This window comes from Rhodospirillales bacterium (assembly GCA_023898765.1).
Lineage (GTDB): Bacteria > Pseudomonadota > Alphaproteobacteria > Micavibrionales > Micavibrionaceae.
In genome coordinates this window covers 653,618-677,863 of sequence record CP060238.1, presented here as the reverse complement: position 1 = coordinate 677,863, position 24,246 = coordinate 653,618, and the positions used below count along the sequence as shown (strand labels likewise).

22 protein-coding genes are annotated in these 24,246 nt (G+C 53.7%); 8 read left to right on the top strand and 14 right to left on the bottom strand.

Annotated elements, in window-relative coordinates; genetic code table 11:
- Positions 1 to 109: 109 nt before the first annotated feature.
- The 6 genes from H6853_03210 to rplK form a co-directional block, all read right to left on the bottom strand.
- The gene (locus H6853_03210; GenBank protein ID USO04292.1) at positions 110 to 442 is read right to left on the bottom strand and encodes a hypothetical protein; all 333 of its coding nucleotides are present in this window, start codon (positions 440 to 442) and stop codon (positions 110 to 112) included.
- Positions 443 to 580: 138 nt separating this feature from the next.
- Positions 581 to 4,855, bottom strand: a complete 4,275-nt coding sequence (rpoB, locus tag H6853_03205; protein ID USO04291.1) for a DNA-directed RNA polymerase subunit beta — start codon at positions 4,853 to 4,855, stop codon at positions 581 to 583.
- Between the two features lie 223 nt (positions 4,856 to 5,078).
- Positions 5,079 to 5,459, bottom strand: a complete 381-nt coding sequence (rplL, locus tag H6853_03200) for a 50S ribosomal protein L7/L12 (GenBank protein ID USO04290.1) — start codon at positions 5,457 to 5,459, stop codon at positions 5,079 to 5,081.
- 49 nt (positions 5,460 to 5,508) lie between these two features.
- Positions 5,509 to 6,021 (bottom strand): 50S ribosomal protein L10, encoded by a 513-nt coding sequence (gene rplJ / locus H6853_03195; protein USO04586.1) that lies wholly within the window; start codon positions 6,019 to 6,021, stop codon positions 5,509 to 5,511.
- 346 nt (positions 6,022 to 6,367) lie between these two features.
- Entirely contained in the window at positions 6,368 to 7,084 is a 717-nt protein-coding gene (rplA, locus tag H6853_03190; protein ID USO04289.1) for a 50S ribosomal protein L1, read from the bottom strand.
- Positions 7,085 to 7,088: 4 nt separating this feature from the next.
- Positions 7,089 to 7,523 (bottom strand): 50S ribosomal protein L11, encoded by a 435-nt coding sequence (rplK, locus tag H6853_03185; protein USO04288.1) that lies wholly within the window; start codon positions 7,521 to 7,523, stop codon positions 7,089 to 7,091.
- Between the two features lie 452 nt (positions 7,524 to 7,975).
- Here rplK and H6853_03180 point away from each other — a divergent pair, with 452 nt between their 5' ends.
- Complete coding sequence (locus tag H6853_03180; protein ID USO04287.1) at positions 7,976 to 8,251, top strand: hypothetical protein; 276 nt, start codon at positions 7,976 to 7,978, stop codon at positions 8,249 to 8,251.
- A gap of 57 nt (positions 8,252 to 8,308) precedes the next feature.
- Here H6853_03180 and nusG read toward each other — a convergent pair whose 3' ends face one another.
- From nusG to H6853_03150, 6 genes are all read right to left on the bottom strand, one after another.
- A complete protein-coding gene (nusG, locus tag H6853_03175) occupies positions 8,309 to 8,839 on the bottom strand; it encodes a transcription termination/antitermination protein NusG (GenBank protein ID USO04286.1) in 531 nt (176 codons plus the stop codon).
- A gap of 22 nt (positions 8,840 to 8,861) precedes the next feature.
- A complete protein-coding gene (gene secE, locus H6853_03170) occupies positions 8,862 to 9,059 on the bottom strand; it encodes a preprotein translocase subunit SecE (GenBank protein USO04285.1) in 198 nt (65 codons plus the stop codon).
- Positions 9,060 to 9,201: 142 nt separating this feature from the next.
- Positions 9,202 to 10,182 carry a 4-hydroxythreonine-4-phosphate dehydrogenase PdxA gene (gene pdxA / locus H6853_03165; GenBank protein ID USO04284.1) on the bottom strand — a complete coding sequence of 327 codons (981 nt, stop codon included), beginning with the start codon at positions 10,180 to 10,182 and terminating at the stop codon, positions 9,202 to 9,204.
- Positions 10,183 to 10,191: 9 nt separating this feature from the next.
- Entirely contained in the window at positions 10,192 to 10,863 is a 672-nt protein-coding gene (locus H6853_03160) for an energy transducer TonB (GenBank protein USO04283.1), read from the bottom strand.
- Positions 10,817 to 12,907: a TonB-dependent copper receptor gene (locus H6853_03155; protein USO04282.1), complete on the bottom strand. Its 2,091-nt coding sequence runs from the start codon at positions 12,905 to 12,907 to the stop codon at positions 10,817 to 10,819. Before H6853_03155 ends, H6853_03160 begins: the two co-directional genes overlap by 47 nt.
- A 50-nt stretch (positions 12,908 to 12,957) precedes the next feature.
- On the bottom strand, positions 12,958 to 13,359 hold the full coding sequence (locus H6853_03150) for a DUF2946 domain-containing protein (protein ID USO04281.1): 402 nt from the start codon (positions 13,357 to 13,359) through the stop codon (positions 12,958 to 12,960).
- Between the two features lie 82 nt (positions 13,360 to 13,441).
- On the opposite strand from H6853_03150, the gene H6853_03145 reads away from it, so the two are divergent.
- From H6853_03145 to H6853_03130, 4 genes are all read left to right on the top strand, one after another.
- Positions 13,442 to 14,344: a prenyltransferase gene (locus H6853_03145; protein ID USO04280.1), complete on the top strand. Its 903-nt coding sequence runs from the start codon at positions 13,442 to 13,444 to the stop codon at positions 14,342 to 14,344.
- 12 nt (positions 14,345 to 14,356) lie between these two features.
- Entirely contained in the window at positions 14,357 to 15,586 is a 1,230-nt protein-coding gene (locus tag H6853_03140; protein ID USO04279.1) for a sodium:proton antiporter, read from the top strand.
- 168 nt (positions 15,587 to 15,754) lie between these two features.
- Positions 15,755 to 17,767: a ribonucleoside triphosphate reductase gene (locus H6853_03135; GenBank protein USO04278.1), complete on the top strand. Its 2,013-nt coding sequence runs from the start codon at positions 15,755 to 15,757 to the stop codon at positions 17,765 to 17,767.
- On the top strand, positions 17,768 to 18,472 hold the full coding sequence (locus H6853_03130; GenBank protein USO04277.1) for an anaerobic ribonucleoside-triphosphate reductase activating protein: 705 nt from the start codon (positions 17,768 to 17,770) through the stop codon (positions 18,470 to 18,472).
- Positions 18,473 to 18,486: 14 nt separating this feature from the next.
- Here H6853_03130 and H6853_03125 read toward each other — a convergent pair whose 3' ends face one another.
- Positions 18,487 to 18,948, bottom strand: coding sequence for a phosphomannose isomerase type II C-terminal cupin domain (locus H6853_03125; protein USO04276.1), 462 nt, complete (start codon positions 18,946 to 18,948; stop codon positions 18,487 to 18,489).
- A 186-nt stretch (positions 18,949 to 19,134) separates the two neighbouring features.
- Between H6853_03125 and H6853_03120 the strand changes: the two genes are divergently transcribed.
- Positions 19,135 to 20,220 carry a mannose-1-phosphate guanylyltransferase/mannose-6-phosphate isomerase gene (locus tag H6853_03120; GenBank protein USO04275.1) on the top strand — a complete coding sequence of 362 codons (1,086 nt, stop codon included), beginning with the start codon at positions 19,135 to 19,137 and terminating at the stop codon, positions 20,218 to 20,220.
- A gap of 44 nt (positions 20,221 to 20,264) precedes the next feature.
- Here the strand turns inward: H6853_03120 and H6853_03115 are convergent, their stop codons facing one another.
- Complete coding sequence (locus H6853_03115) at positions 20,265 to 22,658, bottom strand: tetratricopeptide repeat protein (protein USO04274.1); 2,394 nt, start codon at positions 22,656 to 22,658, stop codon at positions 20,265 to 20,267.
- Positions 22,659 to 22,821: 163 nt separating this feature from the next.
- On the opposite strand from H6853_03115, the gene H6853_03110 reads away from it, so the two are divergent.
- Positions 22,822 to 23,508, top strand: a complete 687-nt coding sequence (locus H6853_03110; GenBank protein USO04273.1) for a hypothetical protein — start codon at positions 22,822 to 22,824, stop codon at positions 23,506 to 23,508.
- A 179-nt stretch (positions 23,509 to 23,687) separates the two neighbouring features.
- Complete coding sequence (locus H6853_03105) at positions 23,688 to 24,245, top strand: polysaccharide export protein (GenBank protein USO04272.1); 558 nt, start codon at positions 23,688 to 23,690, stop codon at positions 24,243 to 24,245.
- Position 24,246: the final 1 nt, after the last annotated feature.

Here is a 24,246-nt window from a genome sequence, read left to right as displayed (position 1 = left end):
CTCGTGCCCTTAAATTCCTTTATCCTTTTTCGTCATTCCCGTTCCCTTTTTCGTCATTCCCGCGCAGGCGGGAATCCATTCAATTTTTAACGCGAAGACGCGAAGGTTATTACAATCTACAGCCCTTACTCTCCATCGCTTTACGAACCGCCTCCTTCTCGCCTCTTACATTCGCCAATTCAGAAGCCTCAACTCCATCTCCTTGTCCAAAACCCCTCCAAAATGCCTGCATTTGGCTACTTTTGTATCTCTGTTCCTGAGCAACAACGAGTTGGTTTTCTCTTCTGGCAAGACTGTCTATTTCTACTCCTAATTTTTCACAGTTAAACTGTTCGTATTTGAGTCCTGATGTATAAGAACCTGTAATCTGCGAAGGTTGCGTTGGCATATTCACACACGCATTCAAGAACAGGATAGTCAAAAATATAAATACAGCCCTCATCTTCTTCGTTCCTTCGCGTTCAAAACCTCTGCGCCTCTGCGGTTTAAACCTTTTTCTGGATCCCCGCCGTGCAAGCTCGCTTACGCTCGCGCCGCGGGGATGACGGTTTGGCTAGGCGGCAAGCCGCCAGGCATCCCGTCATTTAGTACCCGACTGCTTCATATCTACATTCAATCCGAGGGCTTTGAGTTCCTTCGTCAGCACGTTGAAGCTCTCCGGCACACCGATTTCGAAATTGTCTTCCCCGCGCACGATGGATTCGTACACTTTCGAACGGCCTGCCACGTCGTCGGATTTCACCGTCAGGATTTCCTGCAGGGTGTAAGCCGCGCCGTATGCCTGAAGCGCCCAGACCTCCATTTCCCCGAAACGTTGTCCCCCGAACTGGGCTTTACCGCCGAGCGGCTGCTGCGTCACCAGGGAGTACGGCCCGATGGACCGCGCATGGATTTTATCGTCCACAAGGTGGTGAAGCTTGAGCATATAGATGTAGCCCACCGTCACGGGCCGGTCGAATTTTTCGCCCGTCCGCCCGTCGATCAGCGTCACCTGCCCCGTCGTATCCAGCCCGGCCTGCGTCAACAGCTCGTCGATATCGGCCTCGCGCGCGCCGTCAAAAACGGGCGTCGCCATCGGCACGCCGCCGCGCAAATTGTTGGCCATCACCATGAGCTGCTTATCGTCCGCAGCGTCGATCTTGGCTTTGAACTCGCTTGCGCCGTAAACGTTTTTGAGCTTGGCCTTCAGTTTCTGCACATCCGCATCGGACGGACTGTCCGAAGCGCCGAAGGAATCGATGATCTCGCCGATCTGTTTGCCCAGACCCGCAGACGCCCATCCCAGGTGCGTTTCAAGAATCTGCCCCACATTCATACGGGAAGGCACGCCCAGCGGGTTCAGCACGATATCCACCGGCGTGCCGTCTTCGGTATACGGCATGTCTTCCACCGGCATGATTTTGGAAACGACCCCTTTGTTCCCGTGGCGGCCCGCCATTTTGTCCCCGGGCTGCATTTTGCGTTTGATCGCGACGAAGACCTTCACCACCTTCATCACGCCCGGCATCATTTCATCGCCGCGCTGCAATTTCTCGACCTTGCTTTCGAACCGCTCCTTCAGATTGTCGACGGCCTCGTCAAAGGCTTTGCCCATGGCTTCGATCTCGCTCATGGTCTGGTCGTCAGACACGGAAACCTGCCGCCACAATCCATGTTTGACGGAATCAAGATCCGCCCCCTTGATCTTGTCGCCTTTTTTCAGGCTGAGCTCTTTCGGACCTTTGACCAGAACCTGCCCCTGCAAAATTTCGTGCAGGCGGCCGAAAAAGCCCTCTTCCAGAATGCGGCGCTCGTCGTCCCTGTCTTTTGCCAGACGTTCGATCTCGGCGCGCTCAATGGCCATCGCCCGGGAGTCCTTGTCCACGCCGCGGCGGTTAAAGACACGCACATCCACGACCGTCCCGACGGCGCCCGGCTTCAGGCGCAGGGAACTGTCCTTCACATCCGCGGCTTTCTCGCCGAAAATCGCCCGCAGGAGTTTTTCTTCCGGCGTCATGGGCGACTCGCCTTTCGGCGTCACTTTCCCGACAAGGATATCGCCCGGTCCCACTTCGGCCCCGACATGGACAATACCGCACTCGTCCAGATGGCGTAGTGCTTCTTCCCCGACATTGGGGATATCGCGGGTGATTTCTTCCGTTCCCAGTTTGGTATCCCGCGCCATGACCTCGAATTCCTCGATATGGATCGAGGTATAGACATCGTCGCGCACGATCCGCTCGGACAGGAGGATGGAATCCTCGAAGTTGTAGCCGTTCCACGGCATGAAGGCGACCAGCACGTTCCGGCCCAGAGCCAGCTCTCCATATTGCGTCGAAGGCCCGTCGGCGATAATGTCGCCGGCCTTGATTTCATCGCCCACCCTGACCAGAGGTTTTTGCAGGATGCAGGTGCTCTGGTTCGAGCGCTGGAATTTTTTCAGCTTGTAAATATCGACAACCGCTTCATCCGCGCTGAGCTCCTCCGTGGCCCGGATCACGATCCGTGTGGCGTCCACCTGCAGGACCTTCCCGGCCCGGCGGGAGGTTACGGCGGCGCCGGAATCGCGCGCCACCGTCGCTTCCATCCCCGTGCCCACCAGCGGCGCGTCGGATTTAAGAAGCGGCACGGCCTGACGCATCATGTTGGATCCCATCAGGGCCCGGTTCGCATCGTCGTTTTCCAGGAAAGGAATAAGAGATGCCGCCACGGACACAATCTGTTTGGGAGACACGTCGATAAATTCGATTTGCGCCGGCGTGGACATATGGTTTTCACCGCCCTGACGGCAGGACACCAGATCGTTCACAAAGGCGCCTTTGTCCGTAAGCTCCGCGTTGGCCTGAGCGATCATGTAACGCGCTTCTTCCATAGCGGACATATAGACCACCTCATCCGTCACTTTCCCGCCAACCACGCGGCGGTACGGGCTTTCAATGAAGCCGTATTTGTTCACGCGCGCAAAGGTGGACAGGGAGTTGATCAGACCGATATTCGGCCCTTCCGGCGTTTCAATGGGGCAAATCCGGCCATAATGGGTCGGGTGCACGTCCCGCACCTCGAAGCCCGCTCTTTCCCTTGTCAGACCGCCCGGTCCAAGCGCGGACAAACGGCGTTTGTGCGTAATTTCAGACAGCGGGTTTGTCTGGTCCATGAACTGCGAAAGCTGGGACGAGCCGAAAAACTCGCGCACGGCCGCCGCTGCCGGTTTTGCGTTAATCAGGTCATGCGGCATATAGGTGTCGATTTCGACAGAGGACATCCGCTCGCGGATGGCACGCTCCATGCGCAGCAAACCGACACGCACCTGGTTTTCCATGAGCTCTCCCACAGAGCGCACGCGGCGGTTTCCAAGGTTGTCAATATCGTCGACTTCGCCCTGACCGTCTTTCAGACCGTGCAGATATTTCAGGATGGCCAGCATATCTTCCTTGCGAAGGGTCCGCAGGTCGTCCGGCGTATCCAGATTCAGGCGGGCATTCATTTTTACACGCCCGACATCGGAAAGATCGTAACGCTCGGGATCGAAAAACAGGCTGGCAAAAAGGGCCTGCGCCGATTCAAATGTCGGCGGTTCTCCCGGACGCATCACCCGGTAAATATCAATCAGCGCTTCTTCCTGCGTATCGCACTTGTCGACCGCCAGCGTGTTGCGGATATGCGGCCCGATATTGACGTGGTCGATCGCCAGAACCGGCAATGCTTTAACGGTGAATTTTTCAAGCTCTGCCAGATCTTCTTCCGTGATTTCATGTCCGGCTTCAAAATAAATCTGGCCGGTTTCGGCATCAAAAATATCTTCGGCCAGATAAGCCCCGATGAGATGATCGTCCTGCACCAGAATGTTTTTCAGGCCGTCTTCCGCAAAGGCGCGCGCTTTCCGCGGGCTCATTTTGGTGCCGGCCTCCGCCACGACCTTTCCGGTTTTGGCGTCCACCAGGTCGCTCGCCAGTTTGACGCTGCGGTAACTTTCCACATTGAACGGCGTCACCCAGCCATTGGCTTCTTTCTTATACTGGATCACATCATAAAAAGTGGAGAGAATTTCTTCGTTCGACATGCCCGTCACTTTCAACGGATCGACCTCTTTCCCTTTTTCATCGCACTCGATGCGGTAGGCAGCAGTTCTTTCGCTGTCCAGCGCCCGCAGCAACGTCGTCACCGGCAGTTTCCGGCGGCGGTCGATGCGCACATACATGAGGTCCTTGGCGTCGAATTCGAAATCCAGCCAGGACCCGCGATAGGGAATGACGCGGGCGGAGAAAAGATACTTCCCGCTCACATGGGTTTTTCCGCCGTCATGGTCGAAAAAGACCCCCGGACTGCGGTGCATCTGGGACACGATCACCCGCTCGGTGCCGTTGACCACAAATGTCCCGTTATCGGTCATCAGCGGCATGTCGAGCATGTAAACGTCCTGCTCTTTAATGTCGCGGATGGAACGCAGGCCCGTGTCCTCGTCAACGTCAAAGACGGACAGGCGCATTGTCACGCGCAAAGGCGCCGCATAGGTCATGCCGCGCTGCTGGCACTCCTCCACGTCATATTTCGGCTGTTCCAGCTCGTATCTTACGAAATCGATTTCGGCCCTGTCGGAGAAATCCTTGATCGGGAAAACTTCGGACAGAACCTTGTGCAGCCCGTGAAAAGCCCGCTCATCCGGCGCTTCTTCATGCTGCAGGAATTGCTCGTAGGAATCGCGCTGGACTTCGATCAGGTTCGGCATCTGGGCCACTTCGCGGATTTTCCCGAAGGAGCGCCGGGGCCGCATCCGGCCTGTGAAGCTGTCCGCGTCATTGGTTGAGCGAACCGGAGGCCGTGCAATAAGTTTGGCTTTTTTTCCCGCTTGTTTTGTGGCTTGTTTTGATTTTGTCATCTTGTCCAACCTTCTCAAAGAGCAAAAAGCACTTTTTGCCGCCTTCCCCCTTTACCCGGGGAAGCGGCTTAAGTCCTTAAGATTTCTACCTTATATACGGCCCGATAACCGTCATCTTCATTCCGAATCTTTCGCGCGTCCGTGGTTTATGGCGTAGCGCTTTTCAAATGTCAAGAGCCCACCCCTGCTTGAAGCAGGGGCAGGCTTTCATAAAACAGGTAACCTATTTCAGCTCGATAGACGCGCCGGCAGCTTCCAGTTTTGCCTTGATCTCTTCGGCTTCTTCTTTCTTGACGCCCTGCTTGAGTTCTTTCGGGGCGCCGTCGACAAGATCCTTGGCTTCTTTGAGGCCCAGTCCGGTAATGCCGCGAACCTCTTTAATGACAGCAATTTTATTGCCGCCGGCAGATGCCAGAACAACCGTGAAGTCTGTTTGTTCTTCAGCGGCTTCTCCGCCGCCGGCAGCGGCAGCAGCCACGGCAACAGGTGCGGCGGCAGCAGCCGTCACGCCCCATTTTTCTTCCAGCGCCTTGGACAGGTCCGCAGCTTCCAGAACGGTCAGTTTGGACAATTCCTCAACAATTTTTTCAATATCGGCAGCCATTTTCTTTCTCCTTTTTTAAAATAGTTAAAATCAGTTAAACCGTTAAAAATTATTCGCTTTTCTCGCCATATGCCTTGGTCACACCCACAAGGTTGCGTGCCGGGGCCTGCATCAGACCGGCCAGTTTTGTCGGCGCGGCCACCAGAAGACCCACGATTTTGGAGCGCAGTTCGTCCAGGCTCGGCAATTTGGCAAGCTGCTCGACAGCCGCACTGTCCAGAACGATATCGCCCATCGCGCCGCCGAGGATAACAAGCTTCTTGTTCTTCTTGGCGAATTCATGCGCCATCTTGGCCGCAGAGACAGGATCGGCAGAGGTCGCCATCGCCGTGGGGCCGGACAGCATGTCCGAGAGATTCTCGTAGCGGGTTCCCTTGGCGGCAATTTTCATCAGCGTGTTTTTCGCCACCCTGAACTGAGCGCCGCCTTCGCGCATCTGGATCCGCAAATCCGTCATCGCGGCGGCATCCAGACCCGTATTATGGGTCAGAACGACAAGTTCGCTGTTCTCGAAACGCTCTTTCAGGTCCGAGATTTCCGTTTCTTTGCGTGCCTTGCTCATTGCCATGGCGAAATTCCTCTAAAATAAAAATCCAAATAAAAAAAACGACCCCCAAGGGGTCGCCCGTCCAAAACATATAAGCAAAAGACTTTCGCGCAGCGTAATAAGCTGCCTTTATATCCATCTTTTACCTATCTGGGCGGGATTTACACTCTCGTAATAAAAGAGCGACCAACCGTCTTGGACAGGAAACGCGCACGTTATAATCGCTAACCAACGTGCGCGTCAAGTGTTATTTAAGCTCTGGAGCAAAGAGTGTTTAGCTTGAATTAGGAACAAGGAGCGAAGCGTAGTAAACCTACGTGAGCGACGCAGTGACGCGAGTCAAGCTAAACAATCAACGCTCCTAGGCCGCTTTGGCCTGTTCGCCGCTCAAATCCGACAGATCCAGCTTGATGCCGGGACCCATCGTGGAAGAAAGCGTCGCTTTGTTCATAAAGGTTCCCTTGGCGCCGGTCGGCTTGGCTTTGTTGATGGCATCGACAAAAGCGACAATATTCTCGGCCAGCTTCTTGTCATCGAAAGAAACCTTTCCGACACCGGCCTGTACAATCCCGGCTTTTTCGGCCCGGAATTCGATTGCGCCGCCCTTGGCGTCCTTGACGGCCTTTTCAATGTCCGGCGTGACCGTTCCCAGTTTCGGGTTCGGCATAAGGCCCTTCGGCCCCAAAACCTTGGCCACCTGCCCGACCATCACCATCATATCCGGCGTGGCGATACAGCGGTCAAAATCGGTTTTCCCGGCTTTGATTTCATCCACCAGATCCTCGGCGCCCACGATATCGGCGCCGGCCTTGCGGGCCTCCTCGGCCTTGGCGTCGCGGGCAAAGACGGCCACGCGCACCGAAGCGCCCGTTCCGTTGGGCAGGGAAACCATGCCCCGCACCTGCTGGTCCGCGTGTTTCGGATCGACGCCAAGATTGAGCGAAATCTCAACCGTTTCGTCAAATTTACGCACTTTGGCGCAGTCTTTGATAATTTTAAGCGCTTCTGCGAGGCTGTAGAATTTGTTGCGATCGACTTTCTGGGCGAAGGCTTTCGTGTTTTTTGCTGTTTTTGTCATTGTTCTAGCCCTCCATCACTTCGATGCCCATGGAACGGGCGGTGCCTTCGATAATGCGCATGGCGCCTTCAATATCCTTGGCGTTCAGGTCCGGCATCTTGTCTTCGGCGATGGCCCTGACCTGGGATGAGCGGATTTGCGCCACGACTTCATGTCCGGGTTTGTTGGCGCCGGATTTAAGCTTGGCCGCTTTTTTGATGTAATAGCTGTTGGGCGCCTTCTTGGTGATAAAATCGAAAGAGCGGTCCGCATAGACCGTGATTTTCACCGGGATCGGCATCCCTTTTTCCGCATCCTTCGTCTTGTCGTTGAAGGCGTTGCAGAATTCCATGATATTGACGCCGTGCTGCCCCAGGGCCGGGCCGACCGGCGGAGACGGGTTTGCGGACGCCGCCGGTATAATCAGGTTGATATAGCCTGAGATTTCTTTTTTTGCCATTTTTTCCTCCGTTAACTTTTTCTGTCATCCTGAAGGAGCGAAGCGACCTGAAGGATCTCTTTTCAAACAAAAGATTCTTCGCTTGCGCTCAGAATGACAAAATTGACAAACGAGGTTTGTGGTAACGGCTCCGCGCATGGTCTTGGCGCGCGGAAAACCTCCCACATTCCTTTACCAGCGCGCAGATATAGGGGGCGCCGCCGGAAAAATCAAGGGTTTTATTCTCTTTCTGGTTTACGCCCCCGCCCGCTGGAACGTCATCCCCGCGCTCCCCCTTGTCATCCTGAGCCGAAGGCGAAGGATCTCAATTTTTCCCGGAGATTCTTCGCGGCGCTCGGAAATGACAGGATGGAACCGGCCTTAGGCGATGAGCGCTCTAAGACTTGAAACAACCATGCCATAATTAGGAAAATATTCCTTTATTTTTCCTCCCGCCTGTGCTATCTTTTCGCATGGCAAACGGATGGACAGAAGAGAGAAAACGAAAGCAGGCCGAGGCGATCCGGCGCTGGAAGCCCTGGGAAAAATCGACGGGGCCGAAAACGCAAAAGGGGAAGGACCGCTCCAGCCTGAACGCGATCAAGCACGGGGACCGAAGCCGCGTGTGGCAGGAATATGCATATGCGCTGACCCTGAACCGGCAATTCGTCCGTCAGATCAAAAAGACCGTTTTAATGGACCGAAAACGCCTGCTCCTGACGAAGGAACTATTGGAAAAAAGGTTGTAACCCAACATGATAAGGCAAATCGGTCCGAAACTGGCAAACGAACTAATGGCAGGCCGTTTAAATCTTCTCGACCTGCCCGTATTCCAGCTCCACCGGCGTGGCGCGGCCGAAGATGGACACGGAAACTTTCAGCTTTCCCTTTTCTTCGTCAACCTCTTCAACAATGCCGTTAAAGGAAGCAAACGGGCCGTCGGCCACTTTGACTTCTTCGCCAATATCGAAGGTAACGGACGGACGCGGACGGTCCACCCCTTCCTGAATCTGCTTCATCAAGGCATCGGCTTCTTTCTGGCTGATCGGAGACGGTTTGTTTCCGGCGCCCAGAAAACCTGTGACTTTCGGCGTGTCTGTAATCATGTGCCAGATATTGTCGTTCATATCGAGCTTGACCAGAACATAACCGGGGAAAAACTTCCGCTCAGCCTGAACGCGTTGTCCGCGTTTGACTTCGACCACTTCCTCCGTCGGGACGATGATCTCTTCCACACAGTCTTCCAGACCTTTCTTGCGGGCCTTTTCATAGATGGCGTCCGCCACCTTGTGTTCAAAGCCCGAATAAACATGCAAAACGTACCAGCGCGCAGCCATAACCTGATTTCCTTCTTTTTCTTTAATTTCCAAACCCCAGAATCAACCGCACCAGAAAGGCGATCACCTGATCCGACAAAAATAAAAACAATGACGCCACAAAAACCATCACGAACACGGCAATCGTGCTTACAGTCGTTTCCTTGCGCGAGGGCCAGGTGACCTTCTGCATTTCGGATTTTACCTGGCGGACAAAGTCCACAGGACCGGTTTTGGACATGTTCTTTAACCTTCTTTTTTCAACCTTCAACTCAGGCTTCCCGCCACAGGTTCGTAGAGCCTTGAGGCCGCTTTCGAATCTGCTGTTATCAGGGAAGTGGGGGTCTTTCTATCTTACTTCCGGAGCAAAATCCAGTAAAATCTTAGATGCCCCGGCTTTGAACCATTTTATCCGCCGTTTTTATAGCGGAAATCAGACTGTCCGGCCTTGCAATGCCGTGCCCGGCGATATTCAGCGCGGTGCCGTGGTCCGGCGAGGTGCGCACGATCGGCAAACCCAGCGTAACGTTCACGCCGCCGTAAAAATCAAGGGTCTTAAGCGGGATAAGCGCCTGATCGTGATACATGCACAGCGCGGCATCATAGGTTTTACGCGCCGCGTCATGGAACATCGTATCCGCCGGATGGGGTCCGCTTATGTCCAGACCTTCCGCTTTCAACCTCTCGATTGCCGGAAGAATAACCTCTATCTCTTCGCGGCCGAACGCGCCTCCTTCCCCGGCGTGAGGGTTCAGCCCCGCCACGGCGAGCCTCGGCGCTCCGATGCCAAAATCCTGTCGAAGGGCCGCCGCGACCATATGCGCCTTGCGCAAAATCATATCTTGTGTCACGGCTGCCGGAACGTCCGAAAGCGCAAGGTGAACGGTGAGGGGCACCACCCGCAAATCCTGCGCCGCCAGCATCATCACCGGATCGTGTTTGATCCCGCACAGCGCGCCCAAAAACTCCGTATGGCCCGGATGCCGGAAACCGCCCTTTTTCAGGATATCCTTGTGGACGGGGTTTGTAACCACGCCGCCTGCGCGGCCCGCCAGCGCAAAAGAAACGGCTGTTTCAATGCTCTCCAGAACCGCCGGTACATTTGCAACGTCAGGCGTTCCAGCCTCCGGCCTGACCGGAAGGCTGATGGGAAAAACGGGCAAAAAGGACTCAAACACATCCACTGCCCGGGCGGGATCGTCGATCGCCTGAACGGGAACCTCCGTCTCCGCCAGCTGCGCCGGATCGCACAAAACAAGGAAAGGCGGCAAACACTCCGCCTCCCGTGCACGCCAGGCCTTTGCGGTCAGTTCCATGCCGACCCCGGCCGGTTCCCCCATCGTCAATGCAAGCGGCTTTGTCATGACAGTGATTTATTTTCCCAGACTATATTGCACAGGAAGCCGAAACGCGAGGTCTTGCGAAGAGAAGGTTTCCGGCGGCTCCGGAAGCGGGCTGGCCCGCTGGAGCGTTACCAGTGCCGCGTGATCCAGAAGATGGTGCCCCGATGTCTTCACGACCCGCACCGTCCCGACCGCCCCCTGCCGGTCTATCTGAAACGCGACGATCGCCTGCCCTTCCAGCCCCCGCCGCCGCGCCACCGCCGGATAATATTTGTATCTTTCAATATGACGCATAAGACGCTCGCGATACGTGTAAGGCAGGATTCCGCCCTTCGCCGTGTCCCTGTAGGGCTGCGCTTGCTGTGCTGCGTTCCGGGAAGAAACAGGTTCCGTCTGAACAGCGTCCGCCTCAGAGAAGATTTCCGGCGGCTCTTCCGCCTTCTTTGCATGCGGACCGGAAAGACTCTCTTTTTGCTCAATAACGGCCGGAACGACATCCGGCATCAAAACAAGCTCGACCTCCAGCGCATCGGTCAGGGCATCCCCGCGGCTGTAAAGAAGCCCTGCGCTTATCGCAACGCTCAGCGCGGCAACGACCGCCCCGTGCAAAAAAACCGAGGCAGCCAGAGGCTTTATATCGAACCGCGCGGCTTTATCAGAACTTTGCCGACACGCGCAGATAGAAGGAACGCCCCGGCTCATTGACCTGAGTCTCCGTTGGATCGAAGGAATTTGAGCGGTTAAGATGGTGTGCATAATCCTTGTCAAATACGTTATCAATTCCAAAATGCAATCTTGCAGCTTCATTTATGTCATAGCTGCCATAGAAGTCCACCGTAACATAGCCCGGCGTTTTTTGCGCATCGCGCAGGGACGTATTGTCATCGATGCGGCTTTGCTTCATGGCAAAATTCGCCCGCCCTCCAAACGACCATTTATCCGGCGCATAACGCAGGCCAAGCTGTCCTTCCAGCGGCGGAATTTGTGCAAGCGCATCACCGTCATCGTCATTCTCGCCATAGGTGTACGTCATGTTTCCCGTCACTTTCCAATCGCGGGCCATGTCGTAATGCGCATCAAGTTCAACGCCGGCCAATGTTGCATCAATGTTGCGGTAAACCGTTTCATTGCCTGCAACCAAAATGCCGTCCTGCCCCCGCGCCCGGTCGCGCATGATAAAATCCCGGACATCGTCGTAATAAACACTGGCATTAAGGTGCCAGAGCGGTTTGTCCAGCATCACCCCGGCATCAAGCTGGCGATGCGCTTCCGGATCGAGCCGGGGATTCCCGACCCATCGGCTCCCGGCAACGCCGCTCCATGCGGCCATGTAGCGTTCGGTCGTATCTGCCGTGCGCACCGAACGGCTTGCGCCGGCAAACAAGGTAGCCTCATCGCTCAAATCAAACTCAAGCCGGGCCAGCCCCCCCAGATTATGCTCGGTCACATCGCCGGCCCGATAACCGTAATGAAGCTGGTAAAGCGTATTGGCGGAGCGCACCCCGTCAAAAAGCTGGTCCGCCGCATCGGCATCCGCCCGCACGTAATCATAGCGCCCTCCAAGCTTAAGCCGCGTTGCCGGCGCCACCGAAACCGTTTTTTCGGCAAACAGACCCGTTTGTGAAATCGTAGCGTCCGGCCAAAGGTAGGATTGCGGCGTCGTGGCATCCGCAGCCACCGCCATGCCGCTGTAACGCTTCGCGTCCCGGCGGTTGTCCTGATGATCCACACCCAGGGTCAAAGGAGAATTTCCCGCCGCAACGTCTACTGAAAATTTCCCGCCGAACGTATCTGAATCGGCTTTTGTTTTCATTTTCATGCCCGTATTCACGCGCAAGGAAAAATTATCCATGAGATGATTCACAAGCGTTTTATAGCCCTCCGCCCGAAAACTTTCTATCAGGCCCTCCCGCCATTCATGTTTGAGTTTCGCGCGATAGGTCACGCTTAAATCTTCCGGCGCGTCCATCCCCGCCCCTTCGAACAAGGCATCCTGAGTCCGCGCCGCCTCCATCCCCAACGTCAAATCCGTGTTCTCATCCATATGCCATGTCGGAGACAACATGACAGATTTCGTCCTGAATCCGCTGCGCACTTCATTGCCATTGCCGTCCTCGTAATTGTTGCCTTTGCCGGCAGAGATAACAGAGCGCAACTGCGCCTCCTCCGTTCCCACCGTCAAATCCCCCAAAGCGCTGCGCACCCAGCCATTGCTGTCCAGCCCCGCATCCAGCAGTGCCGTCCACTGCACACCGTCCCCTTCATAGTTCCGGGGCGTACGCTCAAACAAAATCGTGCCGCCCGAGCCGCCGGGCCCATGCTGCACCGTTTGATATCCATGCAAAACACTCACCTCGTCATAGCTTTCCACATTGGCAAAGGAAGCCGGCGGATCCATCCGGTTGGGACAGCCGCCGTGAATATAAGCCCCGTCCAACAGTATATTAAGCTGGCCCTGCTGCTGCCCCCGGATCACCGGCTCCAGACCGTGGCCACCCATACGCGAAGCGCTTACGCCGGGCAGGTCCGCAAGAAAGCTTCCCCCGTCATGGCGCTGCGGCCCGTCCATATTTTGAGGGCTTACCTTCTGGTTGCCGGGATAATAGCTCACAGGCGGCGCCTGCACCTGCATTTCCGGTAGAGAATTATAAGTGTTATAAACGTCCGTCTGGGCCCATCCTGCCCCCGTCGCCAGAATGGATACGCTCCCGCAGAGCGCACCCAAAAGAAGAGATCTTTTTATCATCGTAAAATTCCTGTCTTAAAAGCTGTGTTATGAATTTATATGTTTGAAATTCAGCTTAAGACAGGCGGCGCACGGCTTTGGATATTGGAAAAAAGATGTCTGGAAACGGCAAAGGAGTCACCTGGAACAGGCAGAGGCAACGCGGAAAAACTTTCCGGACCTGCCAGACTGGCCGCAAACAACCCGTTTGCGCCGAAAGAAGACTGCGCCGCGCAGTAAGGACAAAGATCGAATGAAGGCGTATCCCCTTGCGGCGCTTCTTCCCCGTTATCCGAAAGGGCGATAACCTCGATCCCCTGCGCCGTGCAAATTTCCACGAAAGACTTCGCGTTCAAAACCTTACAGGGAGGAAACAGGGCGCTTAGAACAAAAGCCAGACAGGCCAAAACGGCAACGAATGCGCCAAAACCGCGCCTGTTCCCGAAAATTTTTGTCCTTTGCCTTCTTTTCATGTCAACCAATCTAAAAGCAAAAATGCAACAAGGCAATAAATCCCTTCTTTTGCAAGAAGGCAGAATATTCTAGAATTTTTGTATGAGCGTCACCGCCAAACAAATCTCCGGCATAATCCGGCTGCCCTTTTTAACATTAGCGCCCGTTTGTGTCGCGCCGGGCGCCGCCCTCGCGTGGGAGAAAACCGGAAATATCGATGCGGCGACGGTTTTTCTTGTCCTGCTCGGCGCTGTTTCAGCCTGCATCAGCGTCAACGCTTTAAACGAATATGCCGATTTCAAAAGCGGTCTTGATTTTCAGACCCGGCGCACCCCCTTTAGCGGCGGCAGCGGAACACTGCCGGAAGCTCCCGCTCTGGCATCCCTGGCCCTGAAGATCGGAAGCGGCAGCCTGATGTTAACAGCGGCAATCGGCCTTTATTTTCTGTTCCTTCACGGACCGGCTTTGCTCTGGACCGGGCTTCCGGGACTCATCATCGTCGCCGCCTACAGCCCGTTTATACTGAAAAACTCTTTTCTCACTTTAATCGCACCCGGGCTGGGATTCGGCCCCGCCATGGTCATGGGCACCGAATTTGTTTTGAGCGGCAGCTATTCATGGGGCGGCGCTTTTGCCTCTCTCATCGTGTTTTTTCTGGCCAACAACCTGCTTCTGATGAACCAGTTGCCCGACATTGAGCCGGACCGCCGCATCGGCCGCAAAAACATCCCCATCGCATGGGGGCCTGAAAAAGCCGCATCGATTATCGGCATCTTCTTTATCCTTGCCTATGCATGTCTTGCCGGCGGCATAGGGACGAACAGCCTCCCTGCACCGGCAACAACAGGATTTCTCACGCTGCCGCTTGCCTTCATTATTTTCTACAACCTGCGAAGGTTACACACGAACATCGAAAAACTTGTCCCCTTCATGGGATTGAATATCGCCATGATGGTTTTGACTCCCACCCTCGTAAGCGCCGGAATTTTTATACAAAATATTTAGAAAGAAAATATTATGAGCATTATCACCATCACCAGCATTCTGGTTACGTTCTGCGCCCTGTTTTCCTATCTGAATTACCGCTTCATAAAATTGCCCACGACAATCGGAATCATGGTCATGGCAATGATCCTCTCCGCGATCATCCTGTTCTTGCCAATTCTCGGTATCGATATTCTGCCTTCCGTGCACCGCATCATGGACGGCATCGATTTCTCCGAAACACTTTTACACGGAATGCTCAGCTTTCTGCTGTTTGCCGGCGCGCTTCATGTGAACTGGAAAACATTGCAGAGCCAAAAATATATCATCGGCGCGATGGCCCTTTTCGGTACTGTGCTGTCTACCGCCCTGACCGGACTTGCAGCATATAAGATATTTCCTGTTCTCGGCTTTGACATCCCGTTTATTTACGCGCTTTTATTCGGCGCCCTGATCTCCCCCACAGACCCGATCGCCGTCATGGCCATCCTGAAAAAAGCGGGTGCGCCCAAAACACTGGAAATCAAGGTCGTCGGCGAGTCCCTTTTTAACGACGGAATTGCCGTCGTCCTCTTTTTGACGCTGCTGGGCATAGCGACGCATGGCGAAACCACCGCGTCCCACGTCGCCTTGCTGTTTGTCGAAGAAGCGATCGGCGGGGCCATCCTAGGAGGCGCCCTGGGCTATGTTGCTTTTATCATGCTGCGCAGCGTCGATAATTACCAGGTGGAGATTCTTCTGACACTGGCAATGGTCATGGGCGGATACGAACTGGCCAATGCGCTTCATACCTCCGGCCCGATCGCAATGGTCGTGGCCGGCCTGATTGTCGGCAATGTCGGGCGCGATCGCGCCATGTCGGACCACACAAAACAAAACCTGGATAATTTCTGGGAACTGATCGATGAATTCCTGAACGCCATCCTGTTCCTGCTTCTGGGCTTTAGCCTGCTCATTATCGAATTTAATCAAACCGCCCTGTATACCGGCCTCATCATGATTCCGCTCCTCCTCCTTATCCGCTATCTCTCCGTTCTTCTGCCCGTAAGCTTTCTGAAAAAAATTCGAAACTTCAGCCCCGGCGCAGTCAATATCCTCACATGGGGTGGCCTGCGCGGCGGCATATCGGTCGCCCTCGTGCTCTCCCTCCCCTCTGGCGACCTGCGGGACTTCCTGCTCCTCGTAACCTATTGCATCGTGATGTTTTCCATCATCGTGCAGGGACTCACCATCGGAAAACTGGTCCGTAAATACAATAGCTGACAATAAAGCCGCCGCTTTGTTTAAATTTTGCATTGATTGACAAAAATCAAATCCAGACCACCACATCTGGTGTTAATGTGATTCCCGAGAGCACAACATCTTGTGTTTTTTAAATATTTCCGTTTTGGAGCATCTGTTCACCTTTTCGCCTTTAAAGGAGGTCTTTCTATGTCTGCTGCGCCGTCCCTGTCTGTCGTTTCCCCCCTTAAAAAAGAAGATTTAAAGACGTCAACCTCAAGCCCCGTTACGACTCTTTACGGCGGAACAAACGTCGATTGTTCGGAAACAGTCTCCGAATATGTGGCCAAGGAAGACTGGCGAATCAACGCCAACGCGAATACGGGGTATTCCAACGCGGGACTTGTGAATAATGTCGCCGGGAAAGTGATTGCCAATTTCTGGCTGGATGAAGTTTATTCTTCGGAAGAAGGCAAAGCCCACCGTCAAGGAGACCTGCATATCCATGATCTGGATTGCCTGACCGGATATTGCGCGGGATGGTCCTTGCGGGCGCTTTTGAATGAAGGCTTCAACGGCGTCGGGGGGCGCGTGTCTTCCAAACCGCCGCGTCATTTCCGCGAAGCGCTGGGACAAATGAGCAATTTTCTGGGAATCCTCCAGTCCGAATGGGCCGGCGCACAGGCATTTAGTTCCTTCGATACCTATCTTGCCCCTTACGTATTTCGCGACCAGCTTTCTTTTCGGGAAATCAAAAAAGCCATTCGCCAGTTCGTTTACAATCTGAACGTTCCGGCGCGCTGGGGACAGTCACCTTTTACCAATATCACGCTGGACATCAGCGTTCCCGAAGATTTGCAAAAAAATATTCCGACCCTGAACAACCTTCACCTGTTCAAGGGGATAGAGGACAACACCCTTTTGGATGAAGCCGTGCGGCGCGATTTGGGCATTCGCTCCTTGGAAGACATGACATACGTGCATTTTGCGCCGGAAATGGAACAAATCGCCATCGCCTACTATGAAGTGATGACCGAGGGCGATTCAACGGGCCAGCCTTTTACCTTTCCCATCCCGACCGTGAATATCACCGATGATTTCGACTGGGACGGCAAAGTGGCCCGCGCCATTTTCGACAACACCGCCAAAATGGGCTGCTCCTACTTCCAGAATTTTGTGGGCAGCCAGTATATGAGCAATGAAGCAGGGGAAAAGGTCAAAAACCCGGAAGCCTATTCCCCCGGTGCGGTGCGTTCCATGTGCTGCCGCCTGCAACTGGACCTGCGGGAACTTCAAAAACGCGGCAACGGCCTTTTCGGGTCCGCCGAAATGACGGGGTCGCTCGGCGTGGTGACGATTAACATGGCGCGGCTGGGCTATCGTTTCAAAGGAGATTATGACGGCCTGATCGCAGAACTGGACCGCCTCATGAATATCGCCCAGTCCACCCTGGAGAAAAAACGCGCCTATGTGCAGGAAATGTATAACAGGGGGCTATATCCTTATTCCGCGCGCTATCTGCCTTTTTTGCGTAATCACTTTTCCACCATTGGCGTCAACGGCATGAACGAAATGGTGCGCAATTTCTCCGGCGACACCCGGGATCTCACGACAGAAGAAGGGGTGCAGATGTCGCTGGATATCCTGGATTATATGCGGGAGAAAATGAAAGACTACCAGCAGGAAACGGGGAATCTTTACAATCTGGAAGCCACGCCCGCCGAAGGCACGACGTACCGTTTCGCACGGGAAGACCTGAAACACTATCCGGATATCCTGCAAGCCGGCACGGGAGAGAATATTTACTACACCAACTCATCCCAAATTCCGGTTGGATACACGGACGACCCGTTCGAAGCCCTCGATCTTCAAAACAAACTGCAATGCAAATATACGGGCGGCACGGTTTTGCACCTGTATATGAATGAAAAACTCTCCAGCGCCGAAAGCTGCAAACGGTTCGTGAAGACGGTCATTGAGAATTACCAGCTTCCCTATATCACGGTAACGCCCGTCTTCTCCGTTTGCGACGAACACGGATACCTGAACGGGGAACAGCCGGAATGTCCGCACTGCCACGAAAAAACGAAAGTCTGGACGCGCGTTATGGGCTATTTTCGCCCCGTGGACAGCTTCAATACCGGCAAAAAAGGAGAGCATAAAGACCGCCTTCATTTCACCGAAGAGCGCATCGATACGGGCGATCTTTTTTCGCGGCATTAGATGAAAACGACTCTTCCCATTTACGATCTGACGCCGTTTACGATGCTGGATTTTCCGGACCGAACGGCGGCGATCGTCTGGTTCGCGGGGTGCAACATGCGCTGCGCCTATTGTCACAACCCGCAAATCGTCAGAGGAAAAAGCGGCCGCAAAAGCGCCGAAGACGTTCTCTCTTTTCTTAAAAAACGTCAGGGCCTTCTGGACGGGATCGTCCTGTCAGGCGGAGAAGCGACGCTTTATAAAGACATCATCGGCTTTGCCGAATCTGTGAAACGCATGGGCTTTGCGATCAAGCTCGACACCAACGGGACGCGGCCTGACATCGTGCGGCAAATGCTGGACCGGCAATTGCTGGATTTTATTGCGCTGGATTACAAAGCCCCGCCGTCAAAAACCAAAACCGTGACGGGCGTTAAATTGCATACCCCTTTTGAGCAAACGCTCAGCATGCTGTGCGCGCAAACGAAAGTCCCGTTCGAAGTGCGCACGACCGTTCATACGCACCTGATGGGGGAAGAGGACATTATGGACATTGCCAACGACCTGCACGTCAAAAGATATAAAGGTCCCTACCATGTCCAGAATTACATGAATAACGGCGGCCCGACACTGGGAGATCTTCCGGAACAAAGCCGGATCCTTTCCATTCCGGACATACGGGAAAGCACGCCTGATTCCGTCTCAATTTCTGCCCGGAATTTTTAAGACGTCTTTTAAAATCATTTCCCTTTGCGGAGCTCGTCCAAGATCCGGGTATAAAGAAGAAGGCTTTCTTTCGCTTCCGACTCCGCCGTTCCCGCCGACCGGTCATACGCATCGCGGTAACGGACGATATCATCCTCGCGGCAAATCCCCTCCTGCCGTTCATGGACAACACAAGCCACCTCTCCCAGATTCGCCATACAGTGAATGCTGCGCACGGCAATTTCGATGTCCTGTCCGGCCTCAAGCGTGATCCGCTTGCGATCCCGGATCACCGTGAGCGTTCCCTCTTTTACGCGCCAGTGCTCCCGCCTGAGTTCATGGGACTGCAGGGAAAGGAGTTCTCCCGGATGGACCGTGATTTCTTTTTCACAAAAATCTTCCCCGCTTTCGGTGACACCGACATTTGTAACGACATATTTTCCCCATGGGCGCGTGTCGGAATCACCTGTTTTATAATCTGAAAATTTCAGGTTCATATATCCTCCCCCTTACATATTGTACAAAAAGCCCGGCTTTCAAAAAACCGGAGAGCCACTAATATATAAGGACATATCTTTTTTCTACATAAAACCTGTCATCGGAAAATTTTGTTGTCTTTTTCCACCCGCTTTAGTAGTGAATATATGGAAATTTTCCGATAAATCCTGAGAATGGACCAATCAATGATAGTGCCTGTCATTTTATGCGGCGGATCCGGAACACGTTTATGGCCGGCCAGCAGGGAAGAACATCCCAAACAATTTCTCAAACTGACGGGAAAAAACTCCCTGCTGCAGGAAACCGTGCAAAGAGCGGCAAAAACGGCGAATGTTCCAATGGAGCATCTTGTTGTCGTCACCGTAAAATCGCAGCAGGAAAAAGTGAAAGAACAACTCGCAGAACTGGATCCTTCGGCCCAAAGCACTGTTCTGTGCGAGCCTTGTCCGCGCAACACTGCGGCAGCCATCGCCTTCGCCGCAAAATATGTTGTCCGTGAATTCGGAAAAGATGCTCTCCTGTGGATATTGCCCGCCGACCATCATATAGACGACGAACAAGCGCTATCGCAGGCCTATGCGCTTGGTTTGCAGGCGGCGCAGCAGGGGTATCTGGTGACGTTCGGGATTCAACCCACAAGACCCGAAACAGGCTACGGGTATATCCTGCAAGGCGGGCCGCTCATTGAAAATGCGGTTTATAAAATTCAGGAATTTGTAGAAAAGCCGGACCCGGATACGGCCCGCGCCTATCTTGAAGCAGGAGATTACCTGTGGAACAGCGGCATGTTCCTTTTCAGGGCAGATACGGCTTTATCACAATTCGGGCAGCATGCCCCTGAAATTCTCACCGGGGTTGCCGCCGCCGTCACAGACGAAGATTACACCCAGGCCTCACCGGACCTTTATGCGGCGCTCCCTTCGGAGCCCTTCGATAAAGCCATCATGGAAAAAAGCGCACAAAGCGCCGTTGTTCCGTGCGATCCGAGATGGTCCGACATCGGCTCATGGGAAAGCCTTTGGGAAATAAAAAACAAAGATGAAAACGGCAATGCACTTGAAGGACATGTAGCCTGTCATAACGTTAAAAACTCCCTGATAGAAAGCAAAGACCGCCTCATCGCCTGTGCCGGCATTGAAAATATCATTGTCGTGGATACGGGTGATGCCATCCTGATCGCGGACCGCCGCGACGGAGACTCCATAAAGGCGCTCGTAAATGAGCTCAAAAAATCGGGAGCGCCGGAAGTTTTGAAAAATCCTGAAAGATGATTCTTCCTTCTTCTCTCCTTTTTTAGAAAAAATCGAAAAAGCGTCTATTCCAGCCCTTTTAACAAAGCCATGGCCTCGTCATATCCTGTGAAAGGCTTTCCCGCCTTTACAGATTGAAGAAGCATTTCCCTTGCCTTCTGCTTTTCACCGGATTCCAGCAATAGCGCACCATAGTGATATTGTATTTGCGGCGGTAGCGGATCCAGACGAGCGACAACGCGATCGAAAAGAGGCCGCGCCTGCGCGATGTTTCCCTGACGGAAATAGACCCAACCAAGCGTATCGAGAAAAAACGGATTGTCCGACGTCATAAAACGTTCCGCCATCATCCTCGCTCTCTCCATCGCCGCCCTGTCGTTATTTTGAAAATCCGCAAGAGTCTGGGCCAGATTATTTGCCACAACATCAAGCGATGCATTGCTTGCAAGCAGCGCCTCATAAATCTCTATCGTTTCCGCAATCCGTCCCTGCGAGGATAGGATATCCGCCATCATCATGGAAGCCTTGATATCCGAAGGAACGGCTTTTTCCGCTTCCCGGAGAATCCCGATTGCCTTCCCGTTCTCTCCCCGCGCACGGAAAATTTCGGCAAGGGAAAGAAACGGAGCCTGCGTATGAGGCTCAAGCGCTACCGCCGCATTGAAAGCCTCTTCCGCCGCCGCCGTTTTTCCGCGCATCATAAGAAGTTTGCCCAGGACCGTTGAAACAGCCGCGCTCTTGCTCTCAAGAGAGCCAATATAGTTTATCGTGTCAGGCAGGTTTCCCAGATCTTCGGACAAAACAAGCAAGGCGGACAAGGCATGCTCGGACAAGGGTGCAGAAGGATCGCGCTCTATCACATGCTTGTAAAGGGCGACGGCCGCCTCTTTTTCGCCCCGTCCCGATTGAATCTGCGCGCGCAAAAAAGCGGCCAGAAGCGCTTGCCCTTCTAAAGAATCAAGCTTTTGAATGGCCTGTTCCGCTGCGGCCCAATCCTTCGTTTCAATGGCAAGGCGCGCGCGACTTTCCCATCCGACCGGATAGGCCGGGTCCGCCGTTGTCACAAGAGACAGCAGATTGCGCGCCCGCCCGGCATCTCCCTGAATCACGTAAAGCTGTGCCAGACGAACATGGGTTTGAAGATCGCCCGGGTCAACATCCAGAGATTGCCTGAGGGTATCTATGGCCAGATCCAAATGGCCCTGCCGCAGAAGCGTTTCCGCCAGAACCCTGAAAGCCTTGGTCGCACGCGGATTATTCCGTACGACGGTCCGAAGATCGGAGACAGCCCTTTGATCGTCCCCCTTGAAAAAGGCCAGACTGGCCCGAACAAAAAGAGCGTCCGTGTTATTGATATCCTTCGCCAAAACGGCCTCTATCAATTTGGCGGCTAAAGCGGCATCCCCCTGATTAAGCTGGATACTGGCCAGGGACGTGCTGGCATTCAGGCTGATCCCGTCTTCCACTTGCCCCCCGATAACCTCTTCAAGCGTTGCGACCGCCTGATCTATCAGGTCATGCTTGATATAAAGATCGGCCAGCCAGAGATAGAGGATTTTTTGTTCCGGCGCCGCTTCGATATAGGAACGAATCTCCTGTTCCGCGACGCTCATTCCACGCTCTTCTTCCAGAAACATGGACAATCTGCGCTTGATCTCCGTATTGTCGGGAAAACGGACGACGGCGGCGCGCAGAGCGGCTTCCGCCTCCTTTTTATCCCCCGCTTCGGACAGGATTCTGGCCAAATCAATCCGCAGACGGATGTCCTCCGGACGCAAAAGAAAAATGCGTTCGTAGGTCTGGGCAATTTTTTGCATATCATTCTGTTCGCTATAAACAGCCGCTTTCAGAAGAAACAGGGGCAGTGCCTCCGGGTTGCGGGCAATCCCCTTATCAAGCGTTTCCTGCGCCTCATCCAGCCGACCTTGTGCGACATGAATGCCCGTCAGAACGGAAAAGGCAATCACATTGTCCGGATCGCCCTCAAAGGCCAGACGCACTTCGTCTTTCGCCTCTTCAAAATATTTTTGCTCTAGAAGAAGGGACGCAGACAGGGCATGTGCGCCGGCATTTTTGGGATCAAGAGACAAAATCCGTTCCACACGACGGCGCACCTCATCATATTGCTGTGCCGCCAGAAAATATTGGGCCAGTTTGGAAACAGCCGGCTCAAAATCCGGATCCTGCTGCTCGGCAACCATATAGGCCGCCATCGCCCCCCTCAGATTCCCCTGCGCCTCGTCCACAAGACCCAGGCTGTACAGAACCCTCGGGTCTGTCGGAGAAAAACGGGCCGCATTCTTATATGCCAGCCGCGCCCGCGCGTAATCCTGTTTTTCAAAAAAAGAATCGCCCCGGCTCAGATATTTTTCCTCCTTTTGCTCCGGATTATCGCAAGCAGAAAGAGACCATCCTGAAAAAGCAAGGGTGAAAACAAACAAAACTTTATGAAAAAACATACTTTTTTCCTGCGCAACCAACAAAGAAAGCATGCCTAAAGCTATAGGCCATTCACAGATGATTTGCCAGAATTTTGAGGTGTCGCCCTGACACAGAACCCCTTTTTCGAACTGTAAAAAGAGCTTGAACCCCTGTATTTTTCTGTGTTAGACAAGGATCTGTATGACTATTTCAGACTGTGTGAAATATTTTTGGGGATGTAATATGAAAACTACCACCTTCTTGATGATTGCCGTGATGGCTGTCGCTTTTTCCGTGAACGCTAAATCGGCGGCCGCTGCGGTTGTCGATTTTTCAGGGTCCGTCGTAGAAATGACGCCGGAGCCGCTTGATATCGGTCAGACGGGAACGATCACCGGCGGTGGCGGTGGCGGCAGTTCCGTTCTGAGCATCATCAACGGCATATTGCCTCCCAGCAGCATGGTTTCATTTAGCTACAGTTTTGCAAGCCCGATAACATCAGGACTTCTGGCGGATTTTGGAGCCTACTTCTACAATGACGGCTTCCATGATTATGCAGGCTGGGCGGCAGACGATTCCAGTTCCGGCACTCCTCTGTCTGACGGCACGACAGATGGCACTTTTTCAGGAGCCCTCGCTTTCGCAAGCGCGCAGTTGACGGGCTTAACTTCGGGAACAGCTATTATTAAAAACTTCTCTGCAGGGTCTCTTGACTTCATGGCCGTATTTCTGGGCACTGTCGCCGGAAGCACGGCATTTGACGTTTCTTACGTTGTTTCAGCTGTGCCCGTGCCGGCCGCTTTGCCCATGTTTGGTCTGGGGCTGGCGGCTCTGGCGGGATATCGCGCCAGAAAAAGAGCAAAAAAACAGAAAAAAGCTATCGCCTGACAACAGAGGCGTAAATCAAAGTCCAGAAGGCGCCATTTGCTTGGCGCCTTTTTTATATCTGATTTGCCGTAACCGCTCTTATCGTGTTGCTATTGACGTATAAAATATATAGATTGCCATGGATTGAGAGATATCCCTGACGAAATGGAACTAAAATGAGAGTAATTTCAATATCTTGTATGATTTTTCTGCTGTTTTTAACCGCCGTTTCTTACACAGCGCAAGCCGAAGGAAACGAAGAGGGTTTTACGCTTCAGCCCGGAGATATTTTGCAGGTCACCGTCTGGAAGGAAGAGGGCATGGACCGTGAAGTTCTGGTACTCCCTGACGGCACGATCACATTCCCGCTGATCGGCACGCTCATGGTTCAGGACATGACCCCCTTTTATGTACAATCCGCCATCAGAGACAGGCTCCAAATGTCCATTCCCGATGCCTCCGTCACGGTTTCCGTCAAAGCCCCTCTTGGACATAAGGTAAGCGTCCTGGGCCAGGTCCAGAAACCGGGCGAAGTTATTATGAACACGCGCATGAGTGTTATGGAGGTATTGAGCCAGGTCGGGGGGCTCACCCCCTACGCCGATGAAAGCGATATCATCATCATCCGCAAAACGCCGGAAGGGAAAAAATCTATCAAATACCCCTACAGCAATATCGCACGCGGACGGAAGCTGGACAAAGATATAGACCTTAAGTCGGGAGACGTCATTTTTGTGCCAACCTCAGGAATTTTTTAGT

What these genes read in the sequence shown, in the direction of transcription:
- H6853_03150 (USO04281.1), bottom strand. Translation starts at nt 13,359, where the DNA reads ATGAAAAGAAGGCAAAGGACAAAAATTTTCGGGAACAGGCGCGGTTTT.
- rplJ (USO04586.1), bottom strand. Translation starts at nt 6,021, where the DNA reads ATGAGCAAGGCACGCAAAGAAACGGAAATCTCGGACCTGAAAGAGCGT.
- H6853_03120 (USO04275.1), top strand. Translation starts at nt 19,135, where the DNA reads ATGATAGTGCCTGTCATTTTATGCGGCGGATCCGGAACACGTTTATGG.
- secE (USO04285.1), bottom strand. Translation starts at nt 9,059, where the DNA reads ATGTCCAAAACCGGTCCTGTGGACTTTGTCCGCCAGGTAAAATCCGAA.
- rpoB (USO04291.1), bottom strand. Translation starts at nt 4,855, where the DNA reads ATGACAAAATCAAAACAAGCCACAAAACAAGCGGGAAAAAAAGCCAAA.
- rplL (USO04290.1), bottom strand. Translation starts at nt 5,459, where the DNA reads ATGGCTGCCGATATTGAAAAAATTGTTGAGGAATTGTCCAAACTGACC.
- H6853_03105 (USO04272.1), top strand. Translation starts at nt 23,688, where the DNA reads ATGATTTTTCTGCTGTTTTTAACCGCCGTTTCTTACACAGCGCAAGCC.
- H6853_03155 (USO04282.1), bottom strand. Translation starts at nt 12,907, where the DNA reads ATGATAAAAAGATCTCTTCTTTTGGGTGCGCTCTGCGGGAGCGTATCC.
- H6853_03180 (USO04287.1), top strand. Translation starts at nt 7,976, where the DNA reads ATGGCAAACGGATGGACAGAAGAGAGAAAACGAAAGCAGGCCGAGGCG.
- H6853_03110 (USO04273.1), top strand. Translation starts at nt 22,822, where the DNA reads ATGACTATTTCAGACTGTGTGAAATATTTTTGGGGATGTAATATGAAA.
- rplA (USO04289.1), bottom strand. Translation starts at nt 7,084, where the DNA reads ATGACAAAAACAGCAAAAAACACGAAAGCCTTCGCCCAGAAAGTCGAT.
- rplK (USO04288.1), bottom strand. Translation starts at nt 7,523, where the DNA reads ATGGCAAAAAAAGAAATCTCAGGCTATATCAACCTGATTATACCGGCG.
- H6853_03160 (USO04283.1), bottom strand. Translation starts at nt 10,863, where the DNA reads ATGAGCCGGGGCGTTCCTTCTATCTGCGCGTGTCGGCAAAGTTCTGAT.
- H6853_03125 (USO04276.1), bottom strand. Translation starts at nt 18,948, where the DNA reads ATGAACCTGAAATTTTCAGATTATAAAACAGGTGATTCCGACACGCGC.
- pdxA (USO04284.1), bottom strand. Translation starts at nt 10,182, where the DNA reads ATGACAAAGCCGCTTGCATTGACGATGGGGGAACCGGCCGGGGTCGGC.
- H6853_03130 (USO04277.1), top strand. Translation starts at nt 17,768, where the DNA reads ATGAAAACGACTCTTCCCATTTACGATCTGACGCCGTTTACGATGCTG.
- H6853_03145 (USO04280.1), top strand. Translation starts at nt 13,442, where the DNA reads ATGAGCGTCACCGCCAAACAAATCTCCGGCATAATCCGGCTGCCCTTT.
- H6853_03140 (USO04279.1), top strand. Translation starts at nt 14,357, where the DNA reads ATGAGCATTATCACCATCACCAGCATTCTGGTTACGTTCTGCGCCCTG.
- nusG (USO04286.1), bottom strand. Translation starts at nt 8,839, where the DNA reads ATGGCTGCGCGCTGGTACGTTTTGCATGTTTATTCGGGCTTTGAACAC.
- H6853_03115 (USO04274.1), bottom strand. Translation starts at nt 22,658, where the DNA reads ATGTTTTTTCATAAAGTTTTGTTTGTTTTCACCCTTGCTTTTTCAGGA.
- H6853_03210 (USO04292.1), bottom strand. Translation starts at nt 442, where the DNA reads ATGAGGGCTGTATTTATATTTTTGACTATCCTGTTCTTGAATGCGTGT.
- H6853_03135 (USO04278.1), top strand. Translation starts at nt 15,755, where the DNA reads ATGTCTGCTGCGCCGTCCCTGTCTGTCGTTTCCCCCCTTAAAAAAGAA.